The organism is Cellulomonas sp. GTC20042 (assembly GCF_055389595.1).
The window spans coordinates 646,166-668,361 of the sequence record NZ_AP043678.1 but is presented as its reverse complement, the minus strand read 5'-3'; the positions used below and the strand labels follow the sequence as shown (position 1 = coordinate 668,361).

The window sequence follows — 22,196 nt, the reverse complement described above, 5'->3', positions numbered from 1 at the left end:
ACCCTCGGCCCGTGCAGGAGAGGATGCCCCCGGTCCGGGTCGCGGGCGCTGACGGGACGCGGACGCCGGACCGCTCGGCCCGCGCGCTGCTGCTCGACGTGCTGCGCCGCGCCGGGTCGCTCACCCAGGTCGAGATCGCGCGGCTGACCGGCCTGTCCGCCGGCACCGTGTCGACCACGGTGCAGACCCTGGACGCCGAGGGCCTGGTGCGCGTCGCCGAGACGGTCCGCTCCGGGCGCCGCGCGCGCTCGATCAGCCTGGCGTCGCCCGGCGGGGCGCTGGTCGGCCTGCACTGCTACCTGGACGAGGCCCGCGTCGTGGTCGACCCCGGCGACGGCAGCACCGTCGAGGCCGCCGTCCCGCTGCCCGGCGGCCACCGCGCCGAGCACGCCGTCCGGGAGGCCCGGCTGCTGCTGGACGCGACGCTCGCCCGCGCCGGGGTGCGCCCGCAGGACGTGGTGGTGGTGGGCGTCGGCGTGCCGTCCCCGGTCGAGGTGACCACCGGACGGGTCGCCGGGTCCGGGGTGCGGGACGGCTGGGGGCCGGTGGTCGCGGACCCCGCGCTGCTCGCGCCCGCGCCCGGCGTGCCGGTGGTCTTCGACAACGACGGCAACCTGGGGGCGCTCGCCGAGGCGCGCGTCGGCGCCGGGCGCGGCCGGATGACGGTGGTGCACGTCGCGCTGGCCGAGGGCGTGTCCGGCGGGATCGTCGTGCAGGGCGACGTGGTGCACGGCCGGACCGGCACCGCCGGGGAGCTCGGCCACCTGACGATCGACCCCGAGGGCCCGGTGTGCTCCTGCGGCAACCGTGGCTGCCTCCAGGTCTACGCGGGGACCTCCGCGGTGCTGGAGCTGCTGTCGGCCAGCCACGGGCCGCTCACGGTGGCCGACCTGCTGGAGCGTGCCGCGGCCGGCGACCCGGGGTGCCGGCGGGTGCTGTCCGACGTCGGGCGGTCGGTCGGCACGGCCATGGCCTCGGTGTGCACCGTGCTCGACCCGGACGTGGTGGTGGTCGGCGGTGTGCTCGCCGGGGCCGGTGCGCTGCTGCTCGACCCGCTGCGCGAGGTGCTGGTGGAGCGGACCGCGGTGACCTCCGGCGCCGCCGTCGAGGTCGTGCCCGGTGCGCTCGGCCCCGCCGCCCCCGCCCACGGCGCGCTCTTGCTCGCCCGCGACACCGCGGTGCTGCGCCTGCTCGCATGAGCCCGCACGCGCGCAGGGCCGGCCTCCCGAGCGGGGGAGGCCGGCCCTGTGCGGGTCGTGCGGGTCGTGCCGATCAGCGCGCGGCGGAGGCGCGACGCTTGTTGAAGATGTCGAAGGCGACGGCCAGCAGCAGCACCAGGCCCTTGACGATCTGCTGCGTGGACTGCGGCACACCCATCAGCTGCATGCCGTTCGACATGACGGCCATGATCAGACCACCGACCATCGCGCCGGTGACCCGGCCGACACCACCGGTGGTGGACGCGCCGCCGATGAAGCAGGCGGCGATGGCGTCGAGCTCGAACATGTTGCCCGCACCCGGCTGGGCGCCGTTCGACCGCGAGGAGTAGACGATGCCGGCGACGGAGGCCAGCACGCCCATGTTCACGAAGATCCAGAAGTTGACCTGCTTGACCTTCACACCGGACAGCTGCGCGGCGGAGAGGTTGCCACCGATCGCGTAGACGTGCCGGCCGAACACCGTGCGGTTGGTGACGACGTTGTAGGCCAGGATCAGCACCGCGAGGATGATCAGCACCACCGGCAGGCCGCGGGAGTGCGCCAGCTGCCAGGCGAAGGCCATGACGACCACGGCGATGGCGACGATCTTCACGATGAACAGCGGCATGGCCTCGACGGCCTGCTGGTAGCGGATCCGGCCCATGCGGGAGCGGTAGGCGGAGAACGCGTAGCCGGCGACACCGATCGCCGCGATGACCAGGGTGAACACGTCGTACCCGTTGCCGCCGAGCCACCCGTTGAGGAAGCCGCCGGCGATCTGCTTGTACGAGTCCGGGAACGGCGACAGCGAGATGTTGTCCAGCACCTCGTAGGTGAGGCCGCGGAACAGCAGCATGCCGGCCAGGGTCACGATGAACGCCGGGATCCCGACGTAGGCCACCCAGAAGCCCTGCCAGGCGCCGACCAGCAGGCCGACCACGAGGGCGGCCAGCACGCCGACCCACCACGGCTGCCCGTTCTTGATCACCAGCACCGCCGAGACCGCGCCGGTCAGCGCCACCACCGATCCGACCGACAGGTCGATGTGCCCGCCGATGATCACGATGACCATGCCGATCGCGAGGATCAGGATGTAGGAGTACTGCAGGACGATGTTGGTGATGTTGTTCGGCTGGAGGAGGGTCCCGCCGGTGGAGATCGCGAACAGGCCGATGATCACGACGAACGCGATGTAGATGCCGCTCTGCCGCAGGTTCTTGGTGAAGATGTCCCGCAGGCTCTGTACCGCCGTCATCGAACCGTTTCCTTTTCCTTGGTCATGAGCTCCATCAGGCTCTCCGGGGTCGCCTCGGCGCGGGTCTGCACGCCCGTGATCCGCCCGAAGGCGAGGGTGTAGATCCGGTCGCAGATGCCGAGCAGCTCGGGCAGCTCGGAGGAGATGACCACGACGGCCTTCCCCGCGTCCGCGAGCTTGTTGATGATCGTGTAGATCTCGTACTTGGCACCGACGTCGATGCCACGGGTCGGCTCGTCCAGGATCAGCACCTCGGGATCGGTGTAGATCCACTTGGACAGCACGACCTTCTGCTGGTTGCCGCCGGACAGCTTGCCCGCCAGGGCCATCACCGTGGGCGACTTGATGTTCATCGACCGCCGGTACTCCTCGGCGACCTTGATCTCCTCGTTGCCGTTGACGAACCCGCCGCTGGAGAGCTTGCCGAGGGCCGCGGCGGAGATGTTCCGGCGGATGTCCTCGATCAGGTTGAGGCCGTAGGTCTTGCGGTCCTCGGTGGCGTACGCGAGCCCGTGGTCGATCGCCTCGCGGACGGACCGGGTGCGGATCTCCTTGCCGTGCAGGTACACCTTGCCGGTGATGTTGCGGCCGTAGGAGCGCCCGAAGATGCTCATCGCGAGCTCGGTGCGCCCTGCCCCCATCAGGCCGGCGATGCCGACGATCTCGCCGGCGCGGACCGCGAGGTTGGCCTTCTCGACCACCACGCGGCCGGCCTGCGTCGGGTGGTCGACGGACCAGTCCTCGACCCGGAAGACCTCCTCGCCGATGTGCGGCTCGTGCTCCGGGTACCGGTGCTCGAGGTCGCGGCCGACCATGCCCTTGATGATCCGCTCCTGCGTCACGGCGTCGGTGACCATGTCGAGGGTCTCGATGGTCTTGCCGTCGCGGATGATCGTGGTGGAGTCGGCGATGTCGGCGATCTCGTTGAGCTTGTGGGAGATCATGATCGACGTGATGCCCTGGCCCTGGAGGTGCCGGAGCAGGTCGAGCAGGTGCGCCGAGTCGGAGTCGTTGAGCGCGGCGGTGGGCTCGTCCAGGATCAGCAGCTTCACACGCTTGGACAGCGCCTTGGCGATCTCGACCAGCTGCTGCTTGCCGACGCCGAGCTGACCGATCGGGGTGGTCGGGTTCTCGTCCAGGCCGACCCGCGCCAGCAGTGCTGCGGCCTCGGAGTTCGCCCGGTTCCAGTCGATGACGCCGCGGGACTGCCGCTCGTTGCCGAGGAAGATGTTCTCCGCGACGGAGAGGTAGGGCACCAGGGCGAGCTCCTGGTGGATGATCACGATCCCCTTGTCCTCGGAGTCGTTGATCGAGCCGAACTCGACGGTCTCGCCGTCGAAGCGGATCTCGCCGTCGTACGTGCCGTGCGGGTAGACGCCCGACAGCACCTTCATCAGGGTGGACTTTCCGGCCCCGTTCTCCCCGCAGATCGCGTGGATCTCCCCCCGCTTGACGTTCAGGGTGACGTCCTGCAGAGCCTTGACCCCGGGAAAGGTCTTGGTGATGGAGTGCATTTCCAGGATGTGGTCGCTCATGCGGCCTCGACCGTCCTCGTTCGTGGGGGAGGCGTCCCGCCACCGGGGCCGGACGGCTGATCCGTCCGGCCCCAGGGCGTCACGCGGGGGTGCTGGCGGGAAGGCTCAGGCCTGGCCGCTGGCGACCTGCTCCTCGGTCCAGTAGCCCGAGTCGATGAGCAGGGACTGGATGTTGTCGGCGTAGACGATGTCCGACTCCAGCAGGTACGACGGGACGACCTTCACGCCGTTGTCGTAGGTCTCGGTGTCGTTCGCCTCGGGCGTGCTGCCCTCGAGGAACGCCTCCGCGGAGACGACCGCCTGCTCGGCGAGCTTGCGGGTGTCCTTGAAGATCGTCGAGAACTGCACGCCGTCCTTGATGAGCTTGACGGAGGCGATCTCGGCGTCCTGACCGGTGACGATCGGCAGACCGGCGTCGATGCCCGGGCCGTAGCCGGCGTTCTGCAGCGCGGTGATGATGCCGCGGGAGATGCCGTCGTAGGGCGAGAGCACGCCGTCGACCTTGGAGCCGTCGGAGTACGTGGAGGTCAGCAGGTCCTCCATGCGCTTCTGGGCGGTCTCCTGGAGCCAGCGGAGCGTGGCGACCTGCTCGATGTCCGTCTGGTTGGACTTGACGACCAGGGTGCCGTCGTCGATGAACGGCTTCAGGGTGTCCATCGCGCCGTTGAAGAAGAAGTGCGCGTTGTTGTCGTCCAGCGAGCCGGCGAACAGCTCGATGTTGAACGGACCGGTGGCGGTGCCCTCGGAGCCGTCCGCGTTGAGCAGACCCAGGCCGACCAGCAGCGAGGTCGCCTGCTGCACGCCGACGTTGTAGTTGTCGAACGTGACGTAGAAGTCGACGTTCTCGGTGCCGTTGATCAGGCGGTCGTAGGCGATGACCGGGATGCCGGCGTCCGCGGCGGCCTGGAGCTGGTTGGCCAGCGCCGTGCCGTCGATCGAGGCGACGATCAGCAGGTCGACACCCTTGGTGATCATCTGGTCGATCTGCTGCGACTGGGTCGGGATGTCGTCGGCCGCGTACTGCAGGTCGACCGTGTACCCGGCCTCCTCGAGCTGGCTCTTCACCGCGTTGCCGTCGGCGATCCAGCGCTCGGAGGTCTCGGTCGGCATCGCGACGCCGATGGTCTGGCCGCCGGCGTCGCCGCCTCCGGAGGTGCCGTCGTCGGTGCTGGAACCCGCACCGCCGCCCGAGCACGCCGCGAGACCGAGCGCGAGCGCCCCGGCCAGAGCGACGAACCTGATGCTCTTCATGTCCTTCTCCTCCTCGAGAGGGGTTGCTGACCTCATCGTCATGGTGCGGCCACGGACCGGCACCTGCACTGCGTCGTCTTTCTCGCTCGTCGTCGAGCCGATCAGGACGTGGTCGTCACCGACCTCGCTGTCCTGTGCCCGCCTCGACGCTGAGCACGCGGATACTCTCGCGGTGTTGACTTCAAGAAGTCAAGCCAAGTTCGAACAGGCCAGGTTGCAGAATGGTCACGGTCGGGACACGGTCGGTCTCGGGGGCCGTTTGTGCAGGTCAGAGCGATTGTGAGCGATCACTTCTCGCGCCGTCCCGGCGTGCTCGCCCCCCCGATCGGCCCAGTTCTTGAGTTCGCCGCGCGAACTCATGCGAGCGATGTGCGCCTTCACATGACCGGATGGGGCGCTTGTGAACGGGTTCACCTGAACACAGGATGCTGAGTTCAGGACGGTCCCGGGCGCACGACAGCGGCCCGCCGCCCCCACGAGGGGACGACGGGCCGCTGGACCTCCCGGGCGCGCCGGGGCTCAGAACCCCTGGGCGATCCGGTAGTACACCTGGTTCCACCGCACCTGGTCGCGGAACGCGCGCCGGGTGGTGTGCTCGTCGATCACCAGCAGCTCGGTGCCGGCGATCTCCGCGAACATCTCGAAGGCCTCGATGCCCGCGGCGGTGGACATGACGGTGTGGTGCGCGCCGCCGGCGGTCAGCCAGGACTCGGCGGAGGTGGCGAAGTCGGGGCGGGGCTCCCAGACGGCACGGGCCACCGGCAGCTTCGGCAGCTCGTGCGTCGGGGCGACGACGTCGACCACGTTGGCGGTCAGCCGGAAGCGGTCGCGCATGTCGGCCAGCGAGACGACGACGCCCACACCGGGGTCGGCGTCGAAGACCATGCGGACCGGGTCCTCCTTGCCGCCGATGCCGAGCGGGTGGATCTCGACCTTCGGGGTGGAGGTGGTCAGCGAGGGGCAGACCTCCAGCATGTGCGCGCCGAGGATCTTCTCCGCGCCCGGGGTCAGGTCGTAGGTGTAGTCCTCCATCAGCGAGGCGCCGCCGGGCAGCCCCTCACCCATCACCTTGGCCGCGCGCACCAGCACGGCGGTCTTCCAGTCGCCCTCGGCGCCGAAGCCGTAGCCCTTCGACATCATGCGCTGCACGGCGATGCCGGGCAGCTGGCGCAGCGCGCCCAGGTCCTCGAAGTTGGTGGTGAACGCCTTGGCGCCGAGCGAGGTCAGCAGGGTCTCCAGCGCGACCTCCTGGCGGGCGGCGTAGCGCAGCGACTCGTGACGGTCCCCGCCCCGGCGCAGCTCGGCCACGACGTCGTAGAGGTCCTCGTACTCGGCGACGACGCGGTCGACGTCGGAGTCCGCGACCGCGTCCACGGCGGCGACCAGGTCGTTGACGCCCCAGGTGTTCACCGAGACGCCGAACCGCAGCTCGGCCTCGGTCTTGTCGCCCTCGGTGACGGCGACGTTGCGCATGTTGTCGCCGAAGCGCGCCAGGGTCAGCTCGTGGGTGGCGGCCCAGCCGGCGGCGGCGCGCACCCAGGTGCCGATCCGCTTCGTGACGGCCGGGTTGGTGGCGTGGCCGACGACGGTGGTGCGGGCGACGCCGAGACGCGCGGCGATGTACGCCCACTCGCGGTCGCCGTGCGCGGCCTGGTTGAGGTTCATGAAGTCCATGTCGATGCTGTCCCAGGGCAGCTCGACGTTGGCCTGCGTGTGCAGGTGCAGCAGGGGCTTGCGCAGCGCGTCCAGGCCGGCGATCCACATCTTGGCCGGGCTGAAGGTGTGCATCCAGGTGATGACGCCGAGCACCCGGTCGTCGGAGTTCGCCTCGAGGGCGGCGCGACGGATCGACGCGGAGTCCTTGAGCACCGGCTTCCAGACGATGCGCACCGGCACGTCGGAGGAGGCGTCGACGATCCGGGCGACCTCCTGCGACTGCTCGGCGACCTGGCGCAGGGTCTCCTCGCCGTACAGGTCCTGGCTGCCGGTGAGGAACCAGACCTCGCGGTCTGCGTACGGCTTGGACATCAGTGCTGCTCCTTCGGGGTGTCGTCCGTGGTCGGAGCGGCTGTGCCCTGGCCGTAGACGTGCTGGTAGCGGTGGTAGAGCGAGTCGATCTGCGGCTGCGGGATCGGCAGCGGCTCCCCGAGCTGGCGGGAGATGTGCACCGTGCGGGCGACCTCCTCGACCATCGCGGCGGCCTTGACGGCGGCCTTGCCGTCCTTCCCGATCGTGAACGGGCCGTGGTTCTGCATGAGGACGGCGGGGCTGCGCGAGCCCTGCAGCGTCTCGACGATCCCGCGGCCGATCGAGTCGTCGCCGATCAGCGCGAACGGGCCGATCGGGATGTCGCCGCCGAACTCGTCGGCCATCATCGTCAGCACGCAGGGCACCGGCTCGGCGCGGGCGGCCCACGCGGTCGCGTAGGTGGAGTGGGTGTGCACCACGCCGCCGACCTCGGGCATGTGCCGGTACACATAGGCGTGCGCGGCGGTGTCGCTGGACGGCGAGCGCGTGCCGTCGACCAGGGTGCCGTCCAGGTCGCAGACCACCATGGACTCGGGGGTCAGCTCGTCGTAGGTGACGCCGGAGGGCTTGATCACGAACAGGTCGACGTCCGAGGGCGCCTCCCCCACGACCACGCGCTGCGAGACGTTGCCGGCCGTCCAGACGATCAGCCCCCACCGGGGCAGCTCGGCGTGCAGGGCGGAGACGACCGCGCGGGTGCGCGCGACCTCCTCCTGCACGTGCTGCGGGAAGTCGGCCAGGGTCGGGCTCATCGGAGTGCCTCCTCGGGGGCGGGTGATCAGAGGGTCGCCGTGGCGGCGCGCTCGACGGCGAGCCCGGCGTGGTAGCGGTCCAGGAACGCGGCGTAGCCGGCGACGTCCTGCGGGTCGGGCTGCACGACGTCCTGCACGGCGTCGCCGAACACCCGGGTCGCCAGGTAGTCGGCCAGGCCCACCGTCTCCGCCTCGCGCAGGTAGGCGGCGAGCACGGCGATGCCCCAGGCACCGCCCTCACCGGCGGTCTCGCCGACGGCGACCGGCGCGTCGATCGCGGCGGCCAGCAGCCGCTGGGCCACCCCGGCGGTCCGGAACATGCCACCGTGCGCGAACATCGAGTCGATCGCGACGCCCTCGCCGGCGAGCACCCGCATGCCCAGGCTGAGCGTGCCGAAGGCGGAGTAGATCTGCGTGCGCATGAAGTTCGCCAGCGTCAGCCGGCTGTCCGGGGTGCGGACGACCAGCGGCCGCCCCTCCTCCAGGCCGGTGATCGGCTCGCCGGACAGATAGTTGTAGGCCAGCAGCCCGCCGCCGTCCGCCTCGCCGTCCAGCGCCGCGCGGAACAGCGCACCGAACACCTCGTCGCTGCCCGCGGTGGACCCGACGGCGCCCGCGAACTCGCGGAACAGGCCGGCCCAGGCGTCGAGCTCGCTGGCTCCGTTGTTGCAGTGCACCATCGCGACCAGGTCGCCGAGCGGCGTCGTGACCAGGTCGAGCTCGTGGTGCACCTCGGTCAGCGGCTGCTCCAGCACGACCATCGCGAAGATCGACGTGCCCGCGCTGACGTTGCCGGTGCGCGGGGCCACCGACCCGGTGGCGACCATGCCGGTCCCCGCGTCGCCCTCCGGCGGGCAGAGCGGGACGCCGGCGGTCAGCGTGCCGGTCGGGTCGAGCAGTGCCGCGCCCTCGGCGGTCAGGTGGCCCGCGTCCTGCCCGGCGACCAGCACCTCGGGCAGCAGGTCGGTGATCGCGGGGAGCCGGCCGTCGAGCAGGGTGTCGAACTGACCGATCATCGTGGCGTCGTAGTCGCGGGTGGCCGGGTCGACCGGGAACATGCCGGAGGCGTCGCCCACGCCGAGCACCTTGCGCCCGGTCAGCCGCCAGTGCACGTACCCGGCGAGGGTGGTGAAGAAGGCGACGTCCGGCACGTGCGGCTCAGCGTCCACGACCGCCTGGTACAGGTGCGCGACGGACCAGCGCAGCGGGATGTTGTAGCCGAAGAGCGCGCTGAGCTCGGTGGCGGCGACCTCGGTGCTGGTGTTGCGCCAGGTGCGGAACGGCACCAGCAGCTCGTCGGCGGCGTCGAAGGCCAGGTAGCCGTGCATCATCGCCGAGACGCCGATCGCGCCCACCGTCGTCGGGCGCACGCCGTGCCGGCGCTCCGCATCGTCCAGCAGGTCCGCGACGCTGGCGCGCAGGCCCTCCCACACCGCGTCGAGGGAGTACGTCCATACCCGGTCGACCAGCTGGTTCTCCCAGGCGTGGCTGCCGGTGGCGATCACCTGGTGGTCCGGGCCGATCAGGCAGGCCTTGATCCGGGTGGAGCCGAGCTCGATGCCGAGCGAGGTGCGTCCCTCGCGGAGGGCCTCCGCTGCGGTGTGCGGCTGATGCGTCATCGCGTCCGTTCTCCGTCCTGGGGGCTGCGCTGCCCCGGCGATCCTGCCAGCGGCTCGCTGCGGCCGCTCCGAAGTCATGTTAGCGCTCACATGGGTCTGCGCGGAAGCCCGGCCCTGACCTGCGCGAGCACCTGCGCGAGGATCTGCGCCGAGACTGCGCGACATGCCCTGCGACCCGCGCGCGAGACGGCGTGCCGTGCAGTCTCGGCGGGTGAGCGTGCTCGGCTCAGGTGCGCGGGGCGGCGGTGCTGGCGCGCTCGACCAGGGTCGCCGGCAGCAGGGTGCGCGGGACCTCCTCGCCCGCGAGCGCCCGCACCAGCGCGTCGATCGCCGAACGGCCCAGCGCCGGGAAGTCCTGCCGGACCGTGGTCAGCGGCGGCACGAAGTACGCGGCGCCGACCTCGTCGTCGAAGCCCACCACGGACACGTCCTGCGGCACCCGCACGCCGCGCTCCCAGAACGCCCGCAGCAGGCCGAGCGCCAGCTGGTCGTTCGCCGCGAGCACCGCGGTCGGCAGCCCCTCGTCCACCAGGCGCAGGCCCTCGCGGTAGCCGGACTCCGCCGACCAGTCGACCTGCACCGGCTCGGGGGTGCGGATCCCGGCGGCGGCGCCCGCCTCGTGCCAGCCGGCCAGCCGCTCGCGCGCGTCGAACCAGTCCTGCGGCCCCGCCAGGTGCACCACCTCACGGTGCCCGAGGTGAGCCAGGTGCTGCGTCGCCGCCCGGGCCCCCGCCCGCTGGTCCACGCCGACCGTCACCACCCGGCCCGTGCCGCCGACCGCCGGCTCCCCCGAGGTCACCGTCACCACCGGCACCGGGGCGGCGAACTCCAGCACCGCCTCTGCCACGTCCACCTGCGGGGCGATGATCACGATCCCCTCGACGGCCTGGTCGAGGAAGTGGTCCAGCACCCCGCGCAGCGTGCCGGCATCCATCCGGTCCATCGCCGCCACGCTCACGTAGTAGCCGACCGCACGCGCCGCGCTCTCCAGACCGAGCAGCGTGCTCGTCGGGCCGTGGTGCACGGACGCGGTGGTGACCACGCCCAGCGCCCCCGACCGCCGGGTGACCAGCGCACGCGCGGCGCTGTTGCGGCGGTAGCCGAGGTCCACGATGGCCTGCTGCACGCGCTCGCGGGTCTCCGGGCGGACGCTCGGGTGGTCGTTGAGCACGCGCGACACCGTCTGGTGCGACACCCCGGCGCGCGCCGCCACGTCGCTCATCGCCGGAGGTCGTCCGCCGGCCCGCGAGGTGCCCACCGTCGGCCTACCGTTCCCCGGCGTCCGGTGCGGGAGCGGCTTGCGGGGTCGGCGAGGGCGCGGGCAGTGCCGCGGCGCCGAGCTCGCGGGACCGGTCGCGGGCGGCCCGGGCGGCCGCCACGACCCCGGCACGCACCCCGTGCGCGTCCAGCTCCGCCACCGCCGCCACCGTCGTGCCGCCCGGGGAGGACACCCGCTCGCGCAGCACGACCGGGTGGTCGCCGCTGCCCGCCGCGAGCGCCGCCGACCCCTCGACCGTCGCCACCGCGAGCCGGGTCGCCAGGTCACGGGTCAGCCCGAGCAGCACCCCGGCCTCCGCCATCGCGTCGATCAGGTAGAACGCGTACGCCGGGCCCGACCCGGAGATCGCGGTCACCGCGTCCAGGTCCTTCTCCGCCACCCGCACGACGAGCCCGGTCGCGCCGAGCACCTGCTCGGTGAGGGCCAGGTGCTCCTCGGTGGCGTGCGTGCCCGGGGCGATGGCGCTGGCGCCCTTGCCGACCAGCACCGGCGTGTTCGGCATGACCCGCACCACGGGGGTGCCCGCCGGCAGCGCGGCCTCGTACACCGCGATCGGCACCCCGGCGGCGACCGAGACGACGACGGTGCCGGGGCGCAGGGCCGGGGCGATCTCCGCGAGCACCGAGTCCACGACCTGCGGCTTGACCGCGATCACCACCAGACCCGCACGGGAGGCGGCCTTGCGGTTCGGGTCCGCGGCGCGCACGCCGTAGCGCTCGGACAGCTCGGTGGCACGGATCGCGCTGCGCTCGGTGACGTCCACGTCGTCCGCGGTCCAGCCCGCGGCGAGCAGGGCGGTCACGATCGCCTCGCCCATCACGCCGCCGCCGAGCACCGCGGCCCGGGGTCGCTGGGTGGGGTCTGCCGCCATGAGTTCCTCCGTACGCCGCGGTCCGTCGGTCCGCGAGCCTAGCCCGCCCGTGCGCCCGCGGCGGTGTCCGCGCCGAGAGGACGCCAGTTGTCGCTTCCCGGGCCCGCGAAGGGACATCTGCTGTCCTCTCGGCGCGCGCGGGCGGGCCCGGGCGCGGGGGTCAGGCGGGGCGGGGGGCGTACATGATCAGCGCGACGCCGGCGAGGCAGAGCAGCGCACCGGCGACGTCCCAGCGATCCGGGCGGAAGCCGTCCACCACCATCCCCCACGCCAGCGACCCCGCGACGAACACCCCGCCGTAGGCCGCGAGGATCCGCCCGAAGTGCGCATCGGGCTGCAAGGTGGCCACGAACCCGTACAGGCCGAGGGCGACCACGCCGAGGCCGATCCACACCCAGCCCTTGTGCTCGCGCACGCCCTGCCACACCAGCCACGCACCGCCGATCTCCAGCAGCGCCGCGAGCGCGAACAGCAGGATCGATCGTCCCGTCATCGCCCCACCTCCCCGCCGCACAGCATCGCACCCGCGCACGCGCGCGCTCCCGTGCGCGCTCGTGCGCGCACTCCTGCGCGCACTCCTGCGTGCACTCCTGCGTGCCGAGTTGTCATCTCTTGCCGCTTCCGGACGCCCCGAAGCGACAAGAGATGACAACTCGGCGCGGGACGGGACCGGCCCGGGGCGTCGCAGGGGACGACCCGGGCCGGGGAACGCGCGGGGTCAGCTGCCGGGGGCGCCGGGGAAGCTGCCACCGCTGAACGATCCGCCGCCGGGCATGCCGCCCTGCGGGAACGACTGCTGCTGGTCCTCGCTGTCGCTGCTGCCGCCGAGGCCGGTCAGGCCGCTGCTGGTCTCCTCGTCGCCGGAGGACAGCTGCTGGCTCAGGTCGGCCAGCACCACGACATCGCCCTCGGACAGCCCCGAGGTGATCTCGGTGAGCTCGGTGCCGACGGCGCCGCGCTCGACCTCGACGTCCACCGGGCTCCCGTCCCGCAGCACCTGCACGGTGGCGGTCGTCCCGTCGACGTGCACCGCGGAGGTCGGCACGGTCAGGGTCTCGCCCGAGGACGCGACCGCGATCGACACCTGCGCGGAGGAGCCGTTGAACAGGGTGAGGTCGCCGGCGTCCAGCGCGAGCTCGACGGTGTACGCCGGGTCGGAGGTGCTGGACGTGCTGAGGATGCCGATCGAGGTGACCGTGCCGGTGACCTGCTGGTCCACGCTGGTCAGGTCGACCGTGGCCTCCTGCCCGACCTCGACCAGGTCCACCTGCGACAGCGAGACCGACGTCGAGACCAGGTAGCCGTCGTCGCCGATCACGGTGATCACCGCGGAGGTCGACGAGGCGCTGACCGCGTCACCGGCCGCGATCGACACCGCTGCGACCGTGCCGGCGATCGGCGTGGTGAGGTCCACCAGGTCGAGCCGGCTCTGCGCGAGCGCGAGGTCGGCCTCCGCCTGATCGATCGCGGCCTGGTCGGCGAGCAGGTCGGCCGCGGTGGCGACGGTGCTGCCGGAGCCGGAGCCCGTGCCGCCCATCGCTCCGGACGTCGTGCCGGTGCTCGCGGTGCCGCTGCTGCCGGTGCCGGAGGTCGTGCCGGGGGACCCGGACCCCGTCGACCCGGTTACGCCGGACCCGGTCGATCCCGATCCCGTCGATCCCGAGCCGGTCGATCCGGACCCGGTCGATCCGGACCCGGTCGAGCCCGAGCCGCTGGTCGCCGCCGCGCTCGCGAGGGCCTGCTGCGCGGCCGAGACCGCGGTGTCGAGGTCGCCGGAGAGCGTGAGCAGCGAGGTCTGCGCGTCCTGCACGGCCTGCTGCGCGGTGAGCACGGTGGTGAGCGCGTCCTGGCAGGCGGCCAGGTCGTCGGCGGTGCTGGTGCCGTCCTCGGTCACGGCGGCGAGCAGCGAGACGGAGAACCGCGCGGTGCTGGCGCTGGTGCCGGTGACCACGGCGTCGGTCGACCCGTCGGTGCCGTCGGTGGTCGCGTCGGCCCCGGTCGTCGCATCCGACCCGTCCCCGTCGGACCCGTCCGACCCGTCACCCGAACCGTCGTCCGACCCGTCGTCGGTGCCGAGGAACGCCGCGCAGGTCGCCTGCGAGGTCTCCACCGCCGTCGCCGAGGTATCGAGCGCCGTCTGCGCGACCTCGTACTGCGCGAGCAGGGCCCGCTGCGCGGTGGTCACCGCCTGCACGGCCGCCGTCACGGCGGGGTCCACACCCGTCGATCCCCCGGCACCCGCGCCTGCCCCCGTCGACCCGTCGGTCGTGCCCGCGCCGCCGGAGGTGTCCGTCGGCCCGGCGTCCGTCGTGGTGCCCGCGCTCGTCGACGCGCTGCTCGACGAGGACGTCGAGGTCGAGGTGGACGTCGTCGAGGTCTGCGAGTCGATGTCGTCCTCGAGCTTCTGCTCGGCGTCGGCCACCGCCTGCTCCGCCTCGTCCACGGCGTCGTCCAGGGAGGTGGGGTCGAGGGAGGCGAGCACCTGGCCCGCGGTCACGGTGTCGCCGACCGCCACGTCCACCGCGCCGACCGTGCCGGCCACCGAGAACGCCCGGTCGGACCGGCTCGCGGAGGACACGGTGCCCGTGGCGTCGATCGTCTGCGCGACGGTGCCGGACTCGGCGGTCGCCGTGCGGTAGCCGCTGCCGGCGGAGCCGCTCATCGCGAGGGCGACGCCGCCGCCGGCCAGGCAGAGCGCCAGCGCACCGGCAGCACCACCGACCAGCAGCCGCTTGCGCCGGGCCCGCCGGCGCGCCTGCGCCTTGGGGCTCAGCGGGGCCTTCGGCGTCGCCGGGGCCTTCTCGGCACGCCCCGATCCCCCCGCACCACCCGCGCTCCCGGCGCGGTCACGCGGCACACCCTCGCCCCGCCGGAGCGGTCGTCGCAGCCGGTCACGCATCGGAGCCGTCCTCACCCTGGCCGGACCCGTCGCCGCCCTGCCCGGACCCGCCGCGACCGCCGCCCGGCATGCCGCCGCCGAAGCCGGTCGAGCAGCCGGAGTCACCCGCGTCGGACAGCGCCAGCGAGGTCGCCGCGACCTGCCCCGAGGAGTCCGCCTCGCCGATCGCGGTGACGCACAGCCCGACGACGACCGCGGAGGAGTCCGCGGTGACCGTGGTCGTGTACGTCGTCGCGTCGTCCACCGTGATCGTCGCGGTGGTGGAGGAGTCCTCGCCGATCTGCTGCACGGTGATCGTGCTGCCGTCCACGGCGGTCACCAGGCCGGCGGAGATCGAGCCGAAGCCGCCGCCGGACGCGCCGTCGGGCAGATCGGTCGGGGCGCCGTCGGGCATCTCGCCGCCCTCGGGCATCTCGCCGTCGGGGGCGCCGCTCGGCATCCCGGAGGGGCGCTCGCCGGAGTCGTCGCCCGACCCGCTCGGCATCCCGCCGCCGAAGCCACCGCCGCCGAAGCCGCTGGTGCACTCGCCGTCGGTCGCGGCCGTCACGGTGACGCTGGTGGCCGCGGTGCCGTCCTCGGAGGCGCCCATGGCGACCACGCACGACCCCACGGTGACGTCGGCCAGCGTGCCGGCGACGCTCTGGGTGATCGTGGTGCTGTCGTCCCAGCTGACCGCGGTCTGGCCGTCGTCGCCCTGCACCTGCATGAGCAGGTCGGACACGGCGGCGATCTCGCCGGTGGTGCCGCCACCGCCGGGCATCTCGCCGGACTGCTGGTCGCCGGACGGCGCCTGCGTGCTGCTGGCCTCCGGGGCGGCGGTCTCGACCTCGCTGGAGCAGGCCACCAGCAGCGCGAGCAGGGTGGCGGAGGCCGGCAGCGCGAGCAGCGCGCGGGATCGGGTGCGGGACATGGTTCTCCTCGGGGTGGTGCTGGTCTGGGGTGCGCGGGTGCCGGTCACGGCGGTCACTCCGACCGCAGCGCGTCGATCGGGGCCAGGCGGGCGGCGCGGGTGGCGGGGTAGACGCCGAAGACGATGCCGATCGCGATGGCGACGCCCACCGACCCGGCGACCGCGGCCCCGGAGACGACGATCGACGTGCCGAGCGCGGAGGGCAGCAGGGTCGCGGCGAGGATGCCGAGCACCGCGCCGAGCACCCCGCCGGCGAGGCCGAGGATGGCGGCCTCCACCAGGAACTGCCGACGGATCGCCCACGGCGGGGCGCCGAGCGCCTTGCGCAGGCCGATCTCGCGGGTCCGCTCGGTGACCGAGACGAGCATGATGTTCATGACGCCGATCCCGCCGACCAGCAGGGAGAGCGCCGCGATCCCGGTGAGCAGCACGGTCAGCGTCCGGTAGACGGAGGTCGCCGTGCTGACCAGCGAGTCCTGGCTGTCGATGCTGAAGTCCGCCGAGTCCGCGTCGGTGATCCCGTGCAGGTTGAGCAGCAGGGTCTCGGCCTCCTGGTAGGCGGCGGAGAGCTGGTCCGCGGAGGCGGCCTGCACGTAGATCGTGGACACCGAGGTGCGGTCCATGCCGCCGGTCACGGTGTTGGCCGCGGTGGTCAGCGGGATCACGATCATGTCGTCCAGGTCGCTGTCGGTGCTGGACCCCGCCTCGGACAGCACGCCGGCGATCGTGAACGTGGTGTCGGCGATCGTCACCTGCTGGCCGACCACGTTCGTGGTGCCGAACAGCTCTGTGGCGGTGGTCGCGCCGATCACGGCGACGGTCGCGCCCGAGGTGTCGTCGTCCGCGGTGAAGAACTCGCCGGAGGTGACCTCGCGGGACCGGACGTCCAGCCAGTCGACCGTCGTGCCGATCACGGTGGTGGTCCAGTTGGTGTCGTTCGCCTCGACCGACAGCGAGGACTCCTTCTCCGGCGCGACGCCGCCGACGTCCGGCGCGTTCACCGAGGACGCCAGCGCCTCGGCGTCCGAGCGGGTCAGGGTGGCCGCCGAGCCGAAGCCGCCGCGCACGCCGTCGGAGTCCGTGCTGGACCCGGGCGTGACGATCAGCAGGTTCGATCCCAGCGAGGAGATCTGCTCGCTGACGTCCTTCTGCGTGCCGAGGCCGAGGCCGACCGTGAGGATCACCGCGGAGATGCCGATCAGGATGCCGAGCACGGTGAGCATCGAGCGCAGCTTGTGCCCGCGCACCGCGGCCCAGCCGGTGCGCAGGGTCTGGGACCAGGTCATCGCGGGTTCACCTCGTCGGACTGGATGAGGCCGTCCCGCACGAACACGATCCGGCGAGCACGCTGCGCCACCTCGAGCTCGTGCGTGATCAGCACGATCGTGCGCCCCTGCGCGTGCAGCTCGTCGAAGAGCGCCAGCACGTCGTCCGTGGAGGCCGAGTCGAGGTTGCCGGTGGGCTCGTCCGCCAGGATCAGCGAGGGCTCGCCGACCAGGGCCCGGGCCACCGCGACGCGCTGCTGCTGGCCGCCGGACAGCTCGCCCGGCTTGTTGTCCAGCCGATCGCCGAGACCGACCCGCTCCAGCGCCGCCTGCGCCCGGGCCCGTCGCTGGGTCGCCGGGACGCGCCCGTAGACCAGCGGCAGCTCGACGTTCCGCCACGACGCCAGCGAGGGCAGCAGGTGGAACTGCTGGAACACGAAGCCGAGGCGGCGGTTGCGCACGTCGGCCAGCTCGACCTCGTCCAGCTCGCCGACGTCCTCGCCCGCCAGGTGGTACGTGCCCTGCGTGAGCACGTCCAGGCAGCCGATGATGTTCATCAGCGTGGACTTGCCGGAGCCGGAGGGCCCCATGATCGCTACGTACTCACCGACACCGATCCGCAGGTCGATCCCGCGCAGCGCCTCGAACTCGATGCTGCCGGTGCGGTACGTCTTGCGCGCACCGGCCAGCTCGATCACCGGGGTGCCGGGGGCCGCGTCCGCGCCGAGAGCCACGTCGAGCAGCGCCTCAGCCATCGGAGCCGCCCGGTGCCTGGCCGCCGCCGGGCATCCCGCCCGAGAAGTCCGGCATCTCGCCCGAGAAGTCGCCGCCGCCGGGGAAGCCGCCCTGCTGCTGCGTGCTGTCACCGGAGTCCTCGGAGTCGGAGCGCCCGGTGCCCGGGGTGAACACGGTGACCAGCACCTCGTCGCCCTCGGCCAGCCCGCTGGTGATCTCCACCAGGGTCCCCGAGGTCTCGCCCACGGTGACCACCGTCGTGACCTGCTCGCCGTCCGCACCCTCCTGCGTGACGACGGACTGGCCGTCCGAGTCGGTGGTCACCGCGGCCGCCGGCACGGTCAGCACGTCGGTGCGGCGCTCGTAGATGATCGAGACGTCCGCGGACACGCCGTCGTGCAGGTCCTCGGGGCTGCCGGTCACCTGGATCACGACCGGGTAGGCGGCCACGCCGCCGCTGCTCGACGAGAGCAGCCCGATCTCGGAGACCGTGCCGTAGATCGTGTCGGCCACGTCGTCCACCGTCAGCTCGGCCTGGTCGCCGACCTCGATCAGCGCGACGTCGGTCTCGTCCAGGGAGACGCTGACCTCCCACGAGTCGGTGCCGATGATCGTGAACTGCGCGGTGCTGCTGGTGGTGGAGGTGCTGGTCGACCCGCCCATCGCGCCGGTCGACCCCGTCGACCCGCCGGACGACGACCCGCCGGAGGAGCCGCTGCCGGTGACCGCGTCGCCGACCTCGATGCCGACCGTGGTGAGCAGGCCCGACACCGGAGCGGTCAGGGTGGCGCCGGCCATGTCCTCGGCCGCCGAGTCCGCCGACGCCTGCGCGACCGCGACCTTCGCCTCCAGCGCGGCGATCTGCGCGTCGGAGGAGTCCGAGCCGTCCGCCTCGTCCTCGGCGTCCGACAGGTCCGCCTGCGCGGAGACCAGGTCGGCCTGCGCCGCGAGCAGGTCCGCGTTCAGGGTCAGCGTGTCCACCGTCGCGAGCTGCTGACCCGCGGTCACGGTCTGCCCGGCCGTCACGTCCACCGAGGTCACCGTCCCGCTGACCGCGAAGGACACGTCCTCCTGGACGGTCGGCGTCAGCGTGCCCGTGCCGGTGACCGACTGCTCGATCGTGGTCAGGCTCGCCGCCACCGCCGAGGTCGTCGGCTCCGTGGTGGCGGCCGACGCCTCCTCGTCACGGAAGCCGAACCAGTACACCCCCGCCCCGACGACACCGACCAGCACCAGCCCGGCCACCGCCCGTACCCACAGGCGGCTCCGTCTCCACAACGACACCATGTTCTCCCTCACGGCTCAGACCCGCGTCGGGCGCGGACCGGCCGCGACGTGGCTGGTCAGACCGTAGGAAGACAGGCTGGGGCGGTCGTAGCACGACCCTGTGCCCGACCTGTGCACCCGCGCTCGGGCGCGGGCAGGCGGGGTACGGGTCGGGTCGCGCGGGCGAGGCGGCGGGCAGAGCGCGCGGCGTCAGGCCGGCAGCAGCAGGCCGTCGCGGACCAGGCCGCGGACCTCGGGCAGCACCTCGGCGGCGAGGTCGTCCGCGCCGACGCCGAGCAGCGCGGCGAGCGCCCCGGCGATCTGGCCCACGGTCAGCTCCCCGTCGCAGGCACCGACCAGCCCGGCCAGCGCGGTGCCCGCCTGCACGGTGCGACCGAGGCCGCCGCCCTGGCGGAGCAGCAGCACCTGCGGGTCCACGTCACCGGGGCGCAGGTAGCGCTCCTCGGTCACGTCGCCCGCGACCACCAGCCGCTCCGTCGCGAGCGCCGCGTCGTCCCGGGCGCCGAGCCACGCGTCGGCGGCCAGGCTGGCCGAGATCGTCGGGCCGAGCGGCTGCTGCACCGTGCCGGTGACCTCCTCCAGCCGCCGCAGCCGCGGGGCCGCCCCGTCGACCGCGGGTCGGCGCAGCACCACGATCCCGAAGCCGATCGCCTCGACGTCCCGCGACGCGAAGTCGTCCAGCCACGCCCGGTACCGCGCCGCCCACGCCGCCGGGTCACGGTCCGGGGTCGTCCCGCCGTCGCGGATCCACGTCTCGGCGTACTCGGCGGGGTCCTGGAGCTCGCGCTGCACCACCCAGCTGTCCAGCCCGGAGGCGTCCAGCCAGGCGCCGACCCGCTCGTCCCAGCGCTCGCCGCGCCGCACCTCCCAGTTGCCGAGCATCTGCGCCACGCCACCCGGCGCGAGCACCCCGCCGACCGAGGTGATCAGCTCGGAGACCACCGCGTCGCCGGTCCGGCCCGCGTCGCGGTACTCGTACAGCGGCACGTCCTCGGCGCTGGCCCGCGGGGTGATCACGAACGGCGGGTTGCTCACCACCAGGTCGAAGCGCTCCCCCGCCACCGGGTCCAGCATCGACCCGGCGCGCAGGTCCACCCGGTCGGCCACCCCGGCCAGGGCGGTGTTGAACCGGGTGAAGGCCAGCGCCCGCGCGGAGATGTCGGTCGCCGTGACGTGGCCGCTGTGCCCGGCCGCGTGCAGCGCCTGGATCCCGCACCCGGTGCCGAGGTCCAGCGTCCGGCCGCGCGGGTCGCGCACGGTGACCTGCGCCAGCGTCGTCGAGGCCCCGCCGACGCCCAGCACGTGATCCGGCCGCAGGGCGCCCTGCGTCGCGAGCTCGCCCAGGTCGGAGGCGATCCACCAGTCCACCGGGCCGTCCGCGTCGGCGGTGGCGTAGGGGCGCAGGTCCACCCGCGCGCGCACCGGGTCCCCGGCGTCCTGGCCGGCCGCGGTCAGCAGGCCGAGCCGCTCCGCGCCGTCCACCCCCAGCGTCGGCAGCGCCGCCGCGAGCGCGCCCCGGTCCACGGCGGTGCCGAGCACGAACGCCCGGACCAGCGTCGCGCGGGGGTGTGCCGTCCCCCGGGGGGCGGCCGTCGCCAGCAGCGCGGGCACCGGCTGCTCCCGGTGCAGCGCGGCCGAGGCCACCGGGCCGAGCAGCTCCTCGACACCGGCGACGGTGAACCCGGCGGCGCCCAGGTCGGAACGCAGGGCGGCGATAGCGGCGGGGTCCACGGCGGGAGCATCACGGGTGCTTTCCACCCAGCCATTCTCCCCGATACGGGAGCGGGACCGACCGGCTGCGTAGTTCCACGTAGACGGCGGTCTGGAGACGGGTACCGAACGCTAGATTCAGCGGCCGTCTCTTCCTCCATCCGAACCCGGAGCTCTCCATGGTCAGACCCTTGACGGTCGCCCCTGCTGCGATGATCGCCGCAGTCGTGGCGATCGGTGTGGCAGCAGCCGCGTTCCCCGCCGCGGCCGACGACCCGACGGTCGTCCACATGCCAGACGCCGGCCTGCGCCAGTGCGTCACGGAGGAGCTGAAGTACGGCCACGGGATCGACACCTCCGGGCGCGACCTCACCGCGCAGGACATGCAGCTGGTCCGTCACCTCTACTGCCTCAACATGGACATCGCCGACCTGTCCGGGCTTGAGGCCGCCACGTCGCTGACCAGCCTGGAAATCCAGTGGAACGCGGTCACCGACCTCGGGCCGCTGGCGTCGACCTCGCTGACACAGCTCGACATCGGCTGGAACGATGTGACCGACCTGTCTCCGGTGGCGGGCCTGCCGCTCCAGACCTTGGATGCGCGGGGGAACGGGCTGTCCGACCTCCGACCACTGGCCTCCCACGCCGCCACCCTCACCCACCTCGATCTCAGCGCGAACAGCATCACGGACCTCTCCCCGCTCGCGGGCCTCTCCCAGCTCTGCCTGCTCCGCCTCAACGCCAACAACATCTCGGACCTCGGGCCGCTCGGGCCCTTGCCCAACCTCGTCATGCTCGGCCTCGGCAACACGGGATTCTGGTCCTACGACCAGGGTGTGGTGACCGATCACACCGAGGTCTTCCACTTCGATGAGCTCAAGTGGCCTGCCAGGAACCATCCGATGGACCTGTCATCGCTGTCAGCGCTGCCGGCGCTCCAGGGCCTGGACGTCTCTGGGCTGGGGCTGACCGACCTGCAGTCAGTCGTCGCCGCCGTCCCACCGAGCCTGTCCGCACTCACCGTCGACGGGAACCACCTCACCGATCTCTCGCCTGTCATGGCGCTGCCGGGCCTCCGGTGGCTGTCTGCGGAGCTCCAGACCGTGACGCTGCCCTCTGTCGACCTGGGGACCGAGGTCACCGCGTCTCTGGCCCCCTTGGGCAGCTCTATCCCCCAGTGGACGTACTCCGGTCCTGTCGAACCCACCCCCTCAGGGTGGGTCTTCACCGACGTCGGGATGGCTGAGGTCCGCTGGTTCCAGGACTCGGCGACCCAGGCGGCAGACGCCTCGTGGCCACAGAGCAGCTACAGGTTCAGCGGGGCGTTCACCCAGGTGGCCGTGGCAGAGCAGGAGCCGGTCCCCGACCCCGGGCCTGCACCCGACGCCGACCAGGCAACCGGCACCGAGACACCCCGCGCCGAGATCCCCGGCACGACCGACACCTCGGCCGCGACCGATCGCTCAGCCCCCATGAAGGGCCGGTCCGGCGTGCTCGCGCGCACAGGTGTCGAGCCGGCTCCCGTGCTCGCCGCAGCCGTCGCGCTCGTCCTCGCCGGGATGGGGCTGCAGGTGTCGTCCCGACGCCGCTGACGTGTCCCG

Annotated in this window: 17 protein-coding genes; 2 read left to right on the top strand and 15 right to left on the bottom strand. The window is 72.8% G+C overall.

The features are described from left to right. Positions 1-11 precede the first annotated feature (11 nt). Complete coding sequence (locus ACZ5HG_RS03095; RefSeq protein ID WP_464180346.1) at positions 12-1,199, top strand: ROK family transcriptional regulator; 1,188 nt, start codon at positions 12-14, stop codon at positions 1,197-1,199. A gap of 73 nt (positions 1,200-1,272) precedes the next feature. On the opposite strand, the gene mmsB is transcribed toward ACZ5HG_RS03095, so the two are convergent. The 15 genes from mmsB to ACZ5HG_RS03020 form a co-directional block, all read right to left on the bottom strand. After that, positions 1,273-2,454 (bottom strand): multiple monosaccharide ABC transporter permease, encoded by a 1,182-nt coding sequence (gene mmsB, locus ACZ5HG_RS03090; protein ID WP_464180345.1) that lies wholly within the window; start codon positions 2,452-2,454, stop codon positions 1,273-1,275. Next, on the bottom strand, positions 2,451-3,989 hold the full coding sequence (gene mmsA, locus ACZ5HG_RS03085) for a multiple monosaccharide ABC transporter ATP-binding protein (RefSeq protein WP_464180344.1): 1,539 nt from the start codon (positions 3,987-3,989) through the stop codon (positions 2,451-2,453). Before mmsA ends, mmsB begins: the two co-directional genes overlap by 4 nt. Before the next feature lie 105 nt (positions 3,990-4,094). Further along, positions 4,095-5,240: a multiple monosaccharide ABC transporter substrate-binding protein gene (gene chvE / locus ACZ5HG_RS03080; RefSeq protein ID WP_464180343.1), complete on the bottom strand. Its 1,146-nt coding sequence runs from the start codon at positions 5,238-5,240 to the stop codon at positions 4,095-4,097. A gap of 519 nt (positions 5,241-5,759) precedes the next feature. Beyond that, positions 5,760-7,268, bottom strand: a complete 1,509-nt coding sequence (araA, locus tag ACZ5HG_RS03075) for an L-arabinose isomerase (protein ID WP_464180342.1) — start codon at positions 7,266-7,268, stop codon at positions 5,760-5,762. After that, the gene (locus ACZ5HG_RS03070) at positions 7,268-8,020 is read right to left on the bottom strand and encodes an L-ribulose-5-phosphate 4-epimerase (RefSeq protein WP_464180341.1); all 753 of its coding nucleotides are present in this window, start codon (positions 8,018-8,020) and stop codon (positions 7,268-7,270) included. Before ACZ5HG_RS03070 ends, araA begins: the two co-directional genes overlap by 1 nt. Positions 8,021-8,046: 26 nt before the next feature. Further along, on the bottom strand, positions 8,047-9,639 hold the full coding sequence (locus tag ACZ5HG_RS03065) for a xylulokinase (protein ID WP_464180340.1): 1,593 nt from the start codon (positions 9,637-9,639) through the stop codon (positions 8,047-8,049). 226 nt (positions 9,640-9,865) lie between these two features. After that, complete coding sequence (locus tag ACZ5HG_RS03060; RefSeq protein ID WP_464180339.1) at positions 9,866-10,861, bottom strand: LacI family DNA-binding transcriptional regulator; 996 nt, start codon at positions 10,859-10,861, stop codon at positions 9,866-9,868. Positions 10,862-10,904: 43 nt separating this feature from the next. Then, positions 10,905-11,789 carry a pyrroline-5-carboxylate reductase gene (gene proC, locus ACZ5HG_RS03055; protein ID WP_464180338.1) on the bottom strand — a complete coding sequence of 295 codons (885 nt, stop codon included), beginning with the start codon at positions 11,787-11,789 and terminating at the stop codon, positions 10,905-10,907. Between the two features lie 160 nt (positions 11,790-11,949). Continuing rightward, positions 11,950-12,282, bottom strand: coding sequence for a YnfA family protein (locus tag ACZ5HG_RS03050; RefSeq protein ID WP_464180337.1), 333 nt, complete (start codon positions 12,280-12,282; stop codon positions 11,950-11,952). 225 nt (positions 12,283-12,507) lie between these two features. Next, positions 12,508-14,688, bottom strand: a complete 2,181-nt coding sequence (locus tag ACZ5HG_RS03045) for a hypothetical protein (RefSeq protein WP_464180335.1) — start codon at positions 14,686-14,688, stop codon at positions 12,508-12,510. Beyond that, positions 14,681-15,598, bottom strand: coding sequence for a hypothetical protein (locus tag ACZ5HG_RS03040; protein WP_464180334.1), 918 nt, complete (start codon positions 15,596-15,598; stop codon positions 14,681-14,683). The genes ACZ5HG_RS03045 and ACZ5HG_RS03040 overlap by 8 nt, the downstream gene beginning before the upstream one ends. A 53-nt stretch (positions 15,599-15,651) precedes the next feature. Beyond that, the gene (locus ACZ5HG_RS03035) at positions 15,652-16,884 is read right to left on the bottom strand and encodes an ABC transporter permease (protein WP_464180333.1); all 1,233 of its coding nucleotides are present in this window, start codon (positions 16,882-16,884) and stop codon (positions 15,652-15,654) included. Next, positions 16,881-17,618 carry an ABC transporter ATP-binding protein gene (locus ACZ5HG_RS03030; protein WP_464180331.1) on the bottom strand — a complete coding sequence of 246 codons (738 nt, stop codon included), beginning with the start codon at positions 17,616-17,618 and terminating at the stop codon, positions 16,881-16,883. The genes ACZ5HG_RS03035 and ACZ5HG_RS03030 overlap by 4 nt, the downstream gene beginning before the upstream one ends. Continuing rightward, positions 17,611-18,897 (bottom strand): efflux RND transporter periplasmic adaptor subunit, encoded by a 1,287-nt coding sequence (locus ACZ5HG_RS03025; protein WP_464180330.1) that lies wholly within the window; start codon positions 18,895-18,897, stop codon positions 17,611-17,613. The genes ACZ5HG_RS03030 and ACZ5HG_RS03025 overlap by 8 nt, the downstream gene beginning before the upstream one ends. A gap of 177 nt (positions 18,898-19,074) precedes the next feature. Further along, the gene (locus ACZ5HG_RS03020; RefSeq protein WP_464180329.1) at positions 19,075-20,616 is read right to left on the bottom strand and encodes a DUF7059 domain-containing protein; all 1,542 of its coding nucleotides are present in this window, start codon (positions 20,614-20,616) and stop codon (positions 19,075-19,077) included. Between the two features lie 191 nt (positions 20,617-20,807). On the opposite strand from ACZ5HG_RS03020, the gene ACZ5HG_RS03015 reads away from it, so the two are divergent. After that, the gene (locus tag ACZ5HG_RS03015) at positions 20,808-22,187 is read left to right on the top strand and encodes a leucine-rich repeat domain-containing protein (RefSeq protein ID WP_464180328.1); all 1,380 of its coding nucleotides are present in this window, start codon (positions 20,808-20,810) and stop codon (positions 22,185-22,187) included. Positions 22,188-22,196 lie beyond the last annotated feature (9 nt).

Bases quoted from the DNA above. Each gene is read 5' to 3' on its own strand.
- mmsB (WP_464180345.1), bottom strand. From the start codon at position 2,454: ATGACGGCGGTACAGAGCCTGCGGGACATCTTCACCAAGAACCTGCGG.
- ACZ5HG_RS03070 (WP_464180341.1), bottom strand. From the start codon at position 8,020: ATGAGCCCGACCCTGGCCGACTTCCCGCAGCACGTGCAGGAGGAGGTC.
- proC (WP_464180338.1), bottom strand. From the start codon at position 11,789: ATGGCGGCAGACCCCACCCAGCGACCCCGGGCCGCGGTGCTCGGCGGC.
- ACZ5HG_RS03060 (WP_464180339.1), bottom strand. From the start codon at position 10,861: ATGAGCGACGTGGCGGCGCGCGCCGGGGTGTCGCACCAGACGGTGTCG.
- mmsA (WP_464180344.1), bottom strand. From the start codon at position 3,989: ATGAGCGACCACATCCTGGAAATGCACTCCATCACCAAGACCTTTCCC.
- ACZ5HG_RS03045 (WP_464180335.1), bottom strand. From the start codon at position 14,688: ATGCGTGACCGGCTGCGACGACCGCTCCGGCGGGGCGAGGGTGTGCCG.
- ACZ5HG_RS03030 (WP_464180331.1), bottom strand. From the start codon at position 17,618: ATGGCTGAGGCGCTGCTCGACGTGGCTCTCGGCGCGGACGCGGCCCCC.
- araA (WP_464180342.1), bottom strand. From the start codon at position 7,268: ATGTCCAAGCCGTACGCAGACCGCGAGGTCTGGTTCCTCACCGGCAGC.
- ACZ5HG_RS03015 (WP_464180328.1), top strand. From the start codon at position 20,808: ATGATCGCCGCAGTCGTGGCGATCGGTGTGGCAGCAGCCGCGTTCCCC.
- ACZ5HG_RS03065 (WP_464180340.1), bottom strand. From the start codon at position 9,639: ATGACGCATCAGCCGCACACCGCAGCGGAGGCCCTCCGCGAGGGACGC.
- ACZ5HG_RS03040 (WP_464180334.1), bottom strand. From the start codon at position 15,598: ATGTCCCGCACCCGATCCCGCGCGCTGCTCGCGCTGCCGGCCTCCGCC.
- chvE (WP_464180343.1), bottom strand. From the start codon at position 5,240: ATGAAGAGCATCAGGTTCGTCGCTCTGGCCGGGGCGCTCGCGCTCGGT.
- ACZ5HG_RS03050 (WP_464180337.1), bottom strand. From the start codon at position 12,282: ATGACGGGACGATCGATCCTGCTGTTCGCGCTCGCGGCGCTGCTGGAG.
- ACZ5HG_RS03035 (WP_464180333.1), bottom strand. From the start codon at position 16,884: ATGACCTGGTCCCAGACCCTGCGCACCGGCTGGGCCGCGGTGCGCGGG.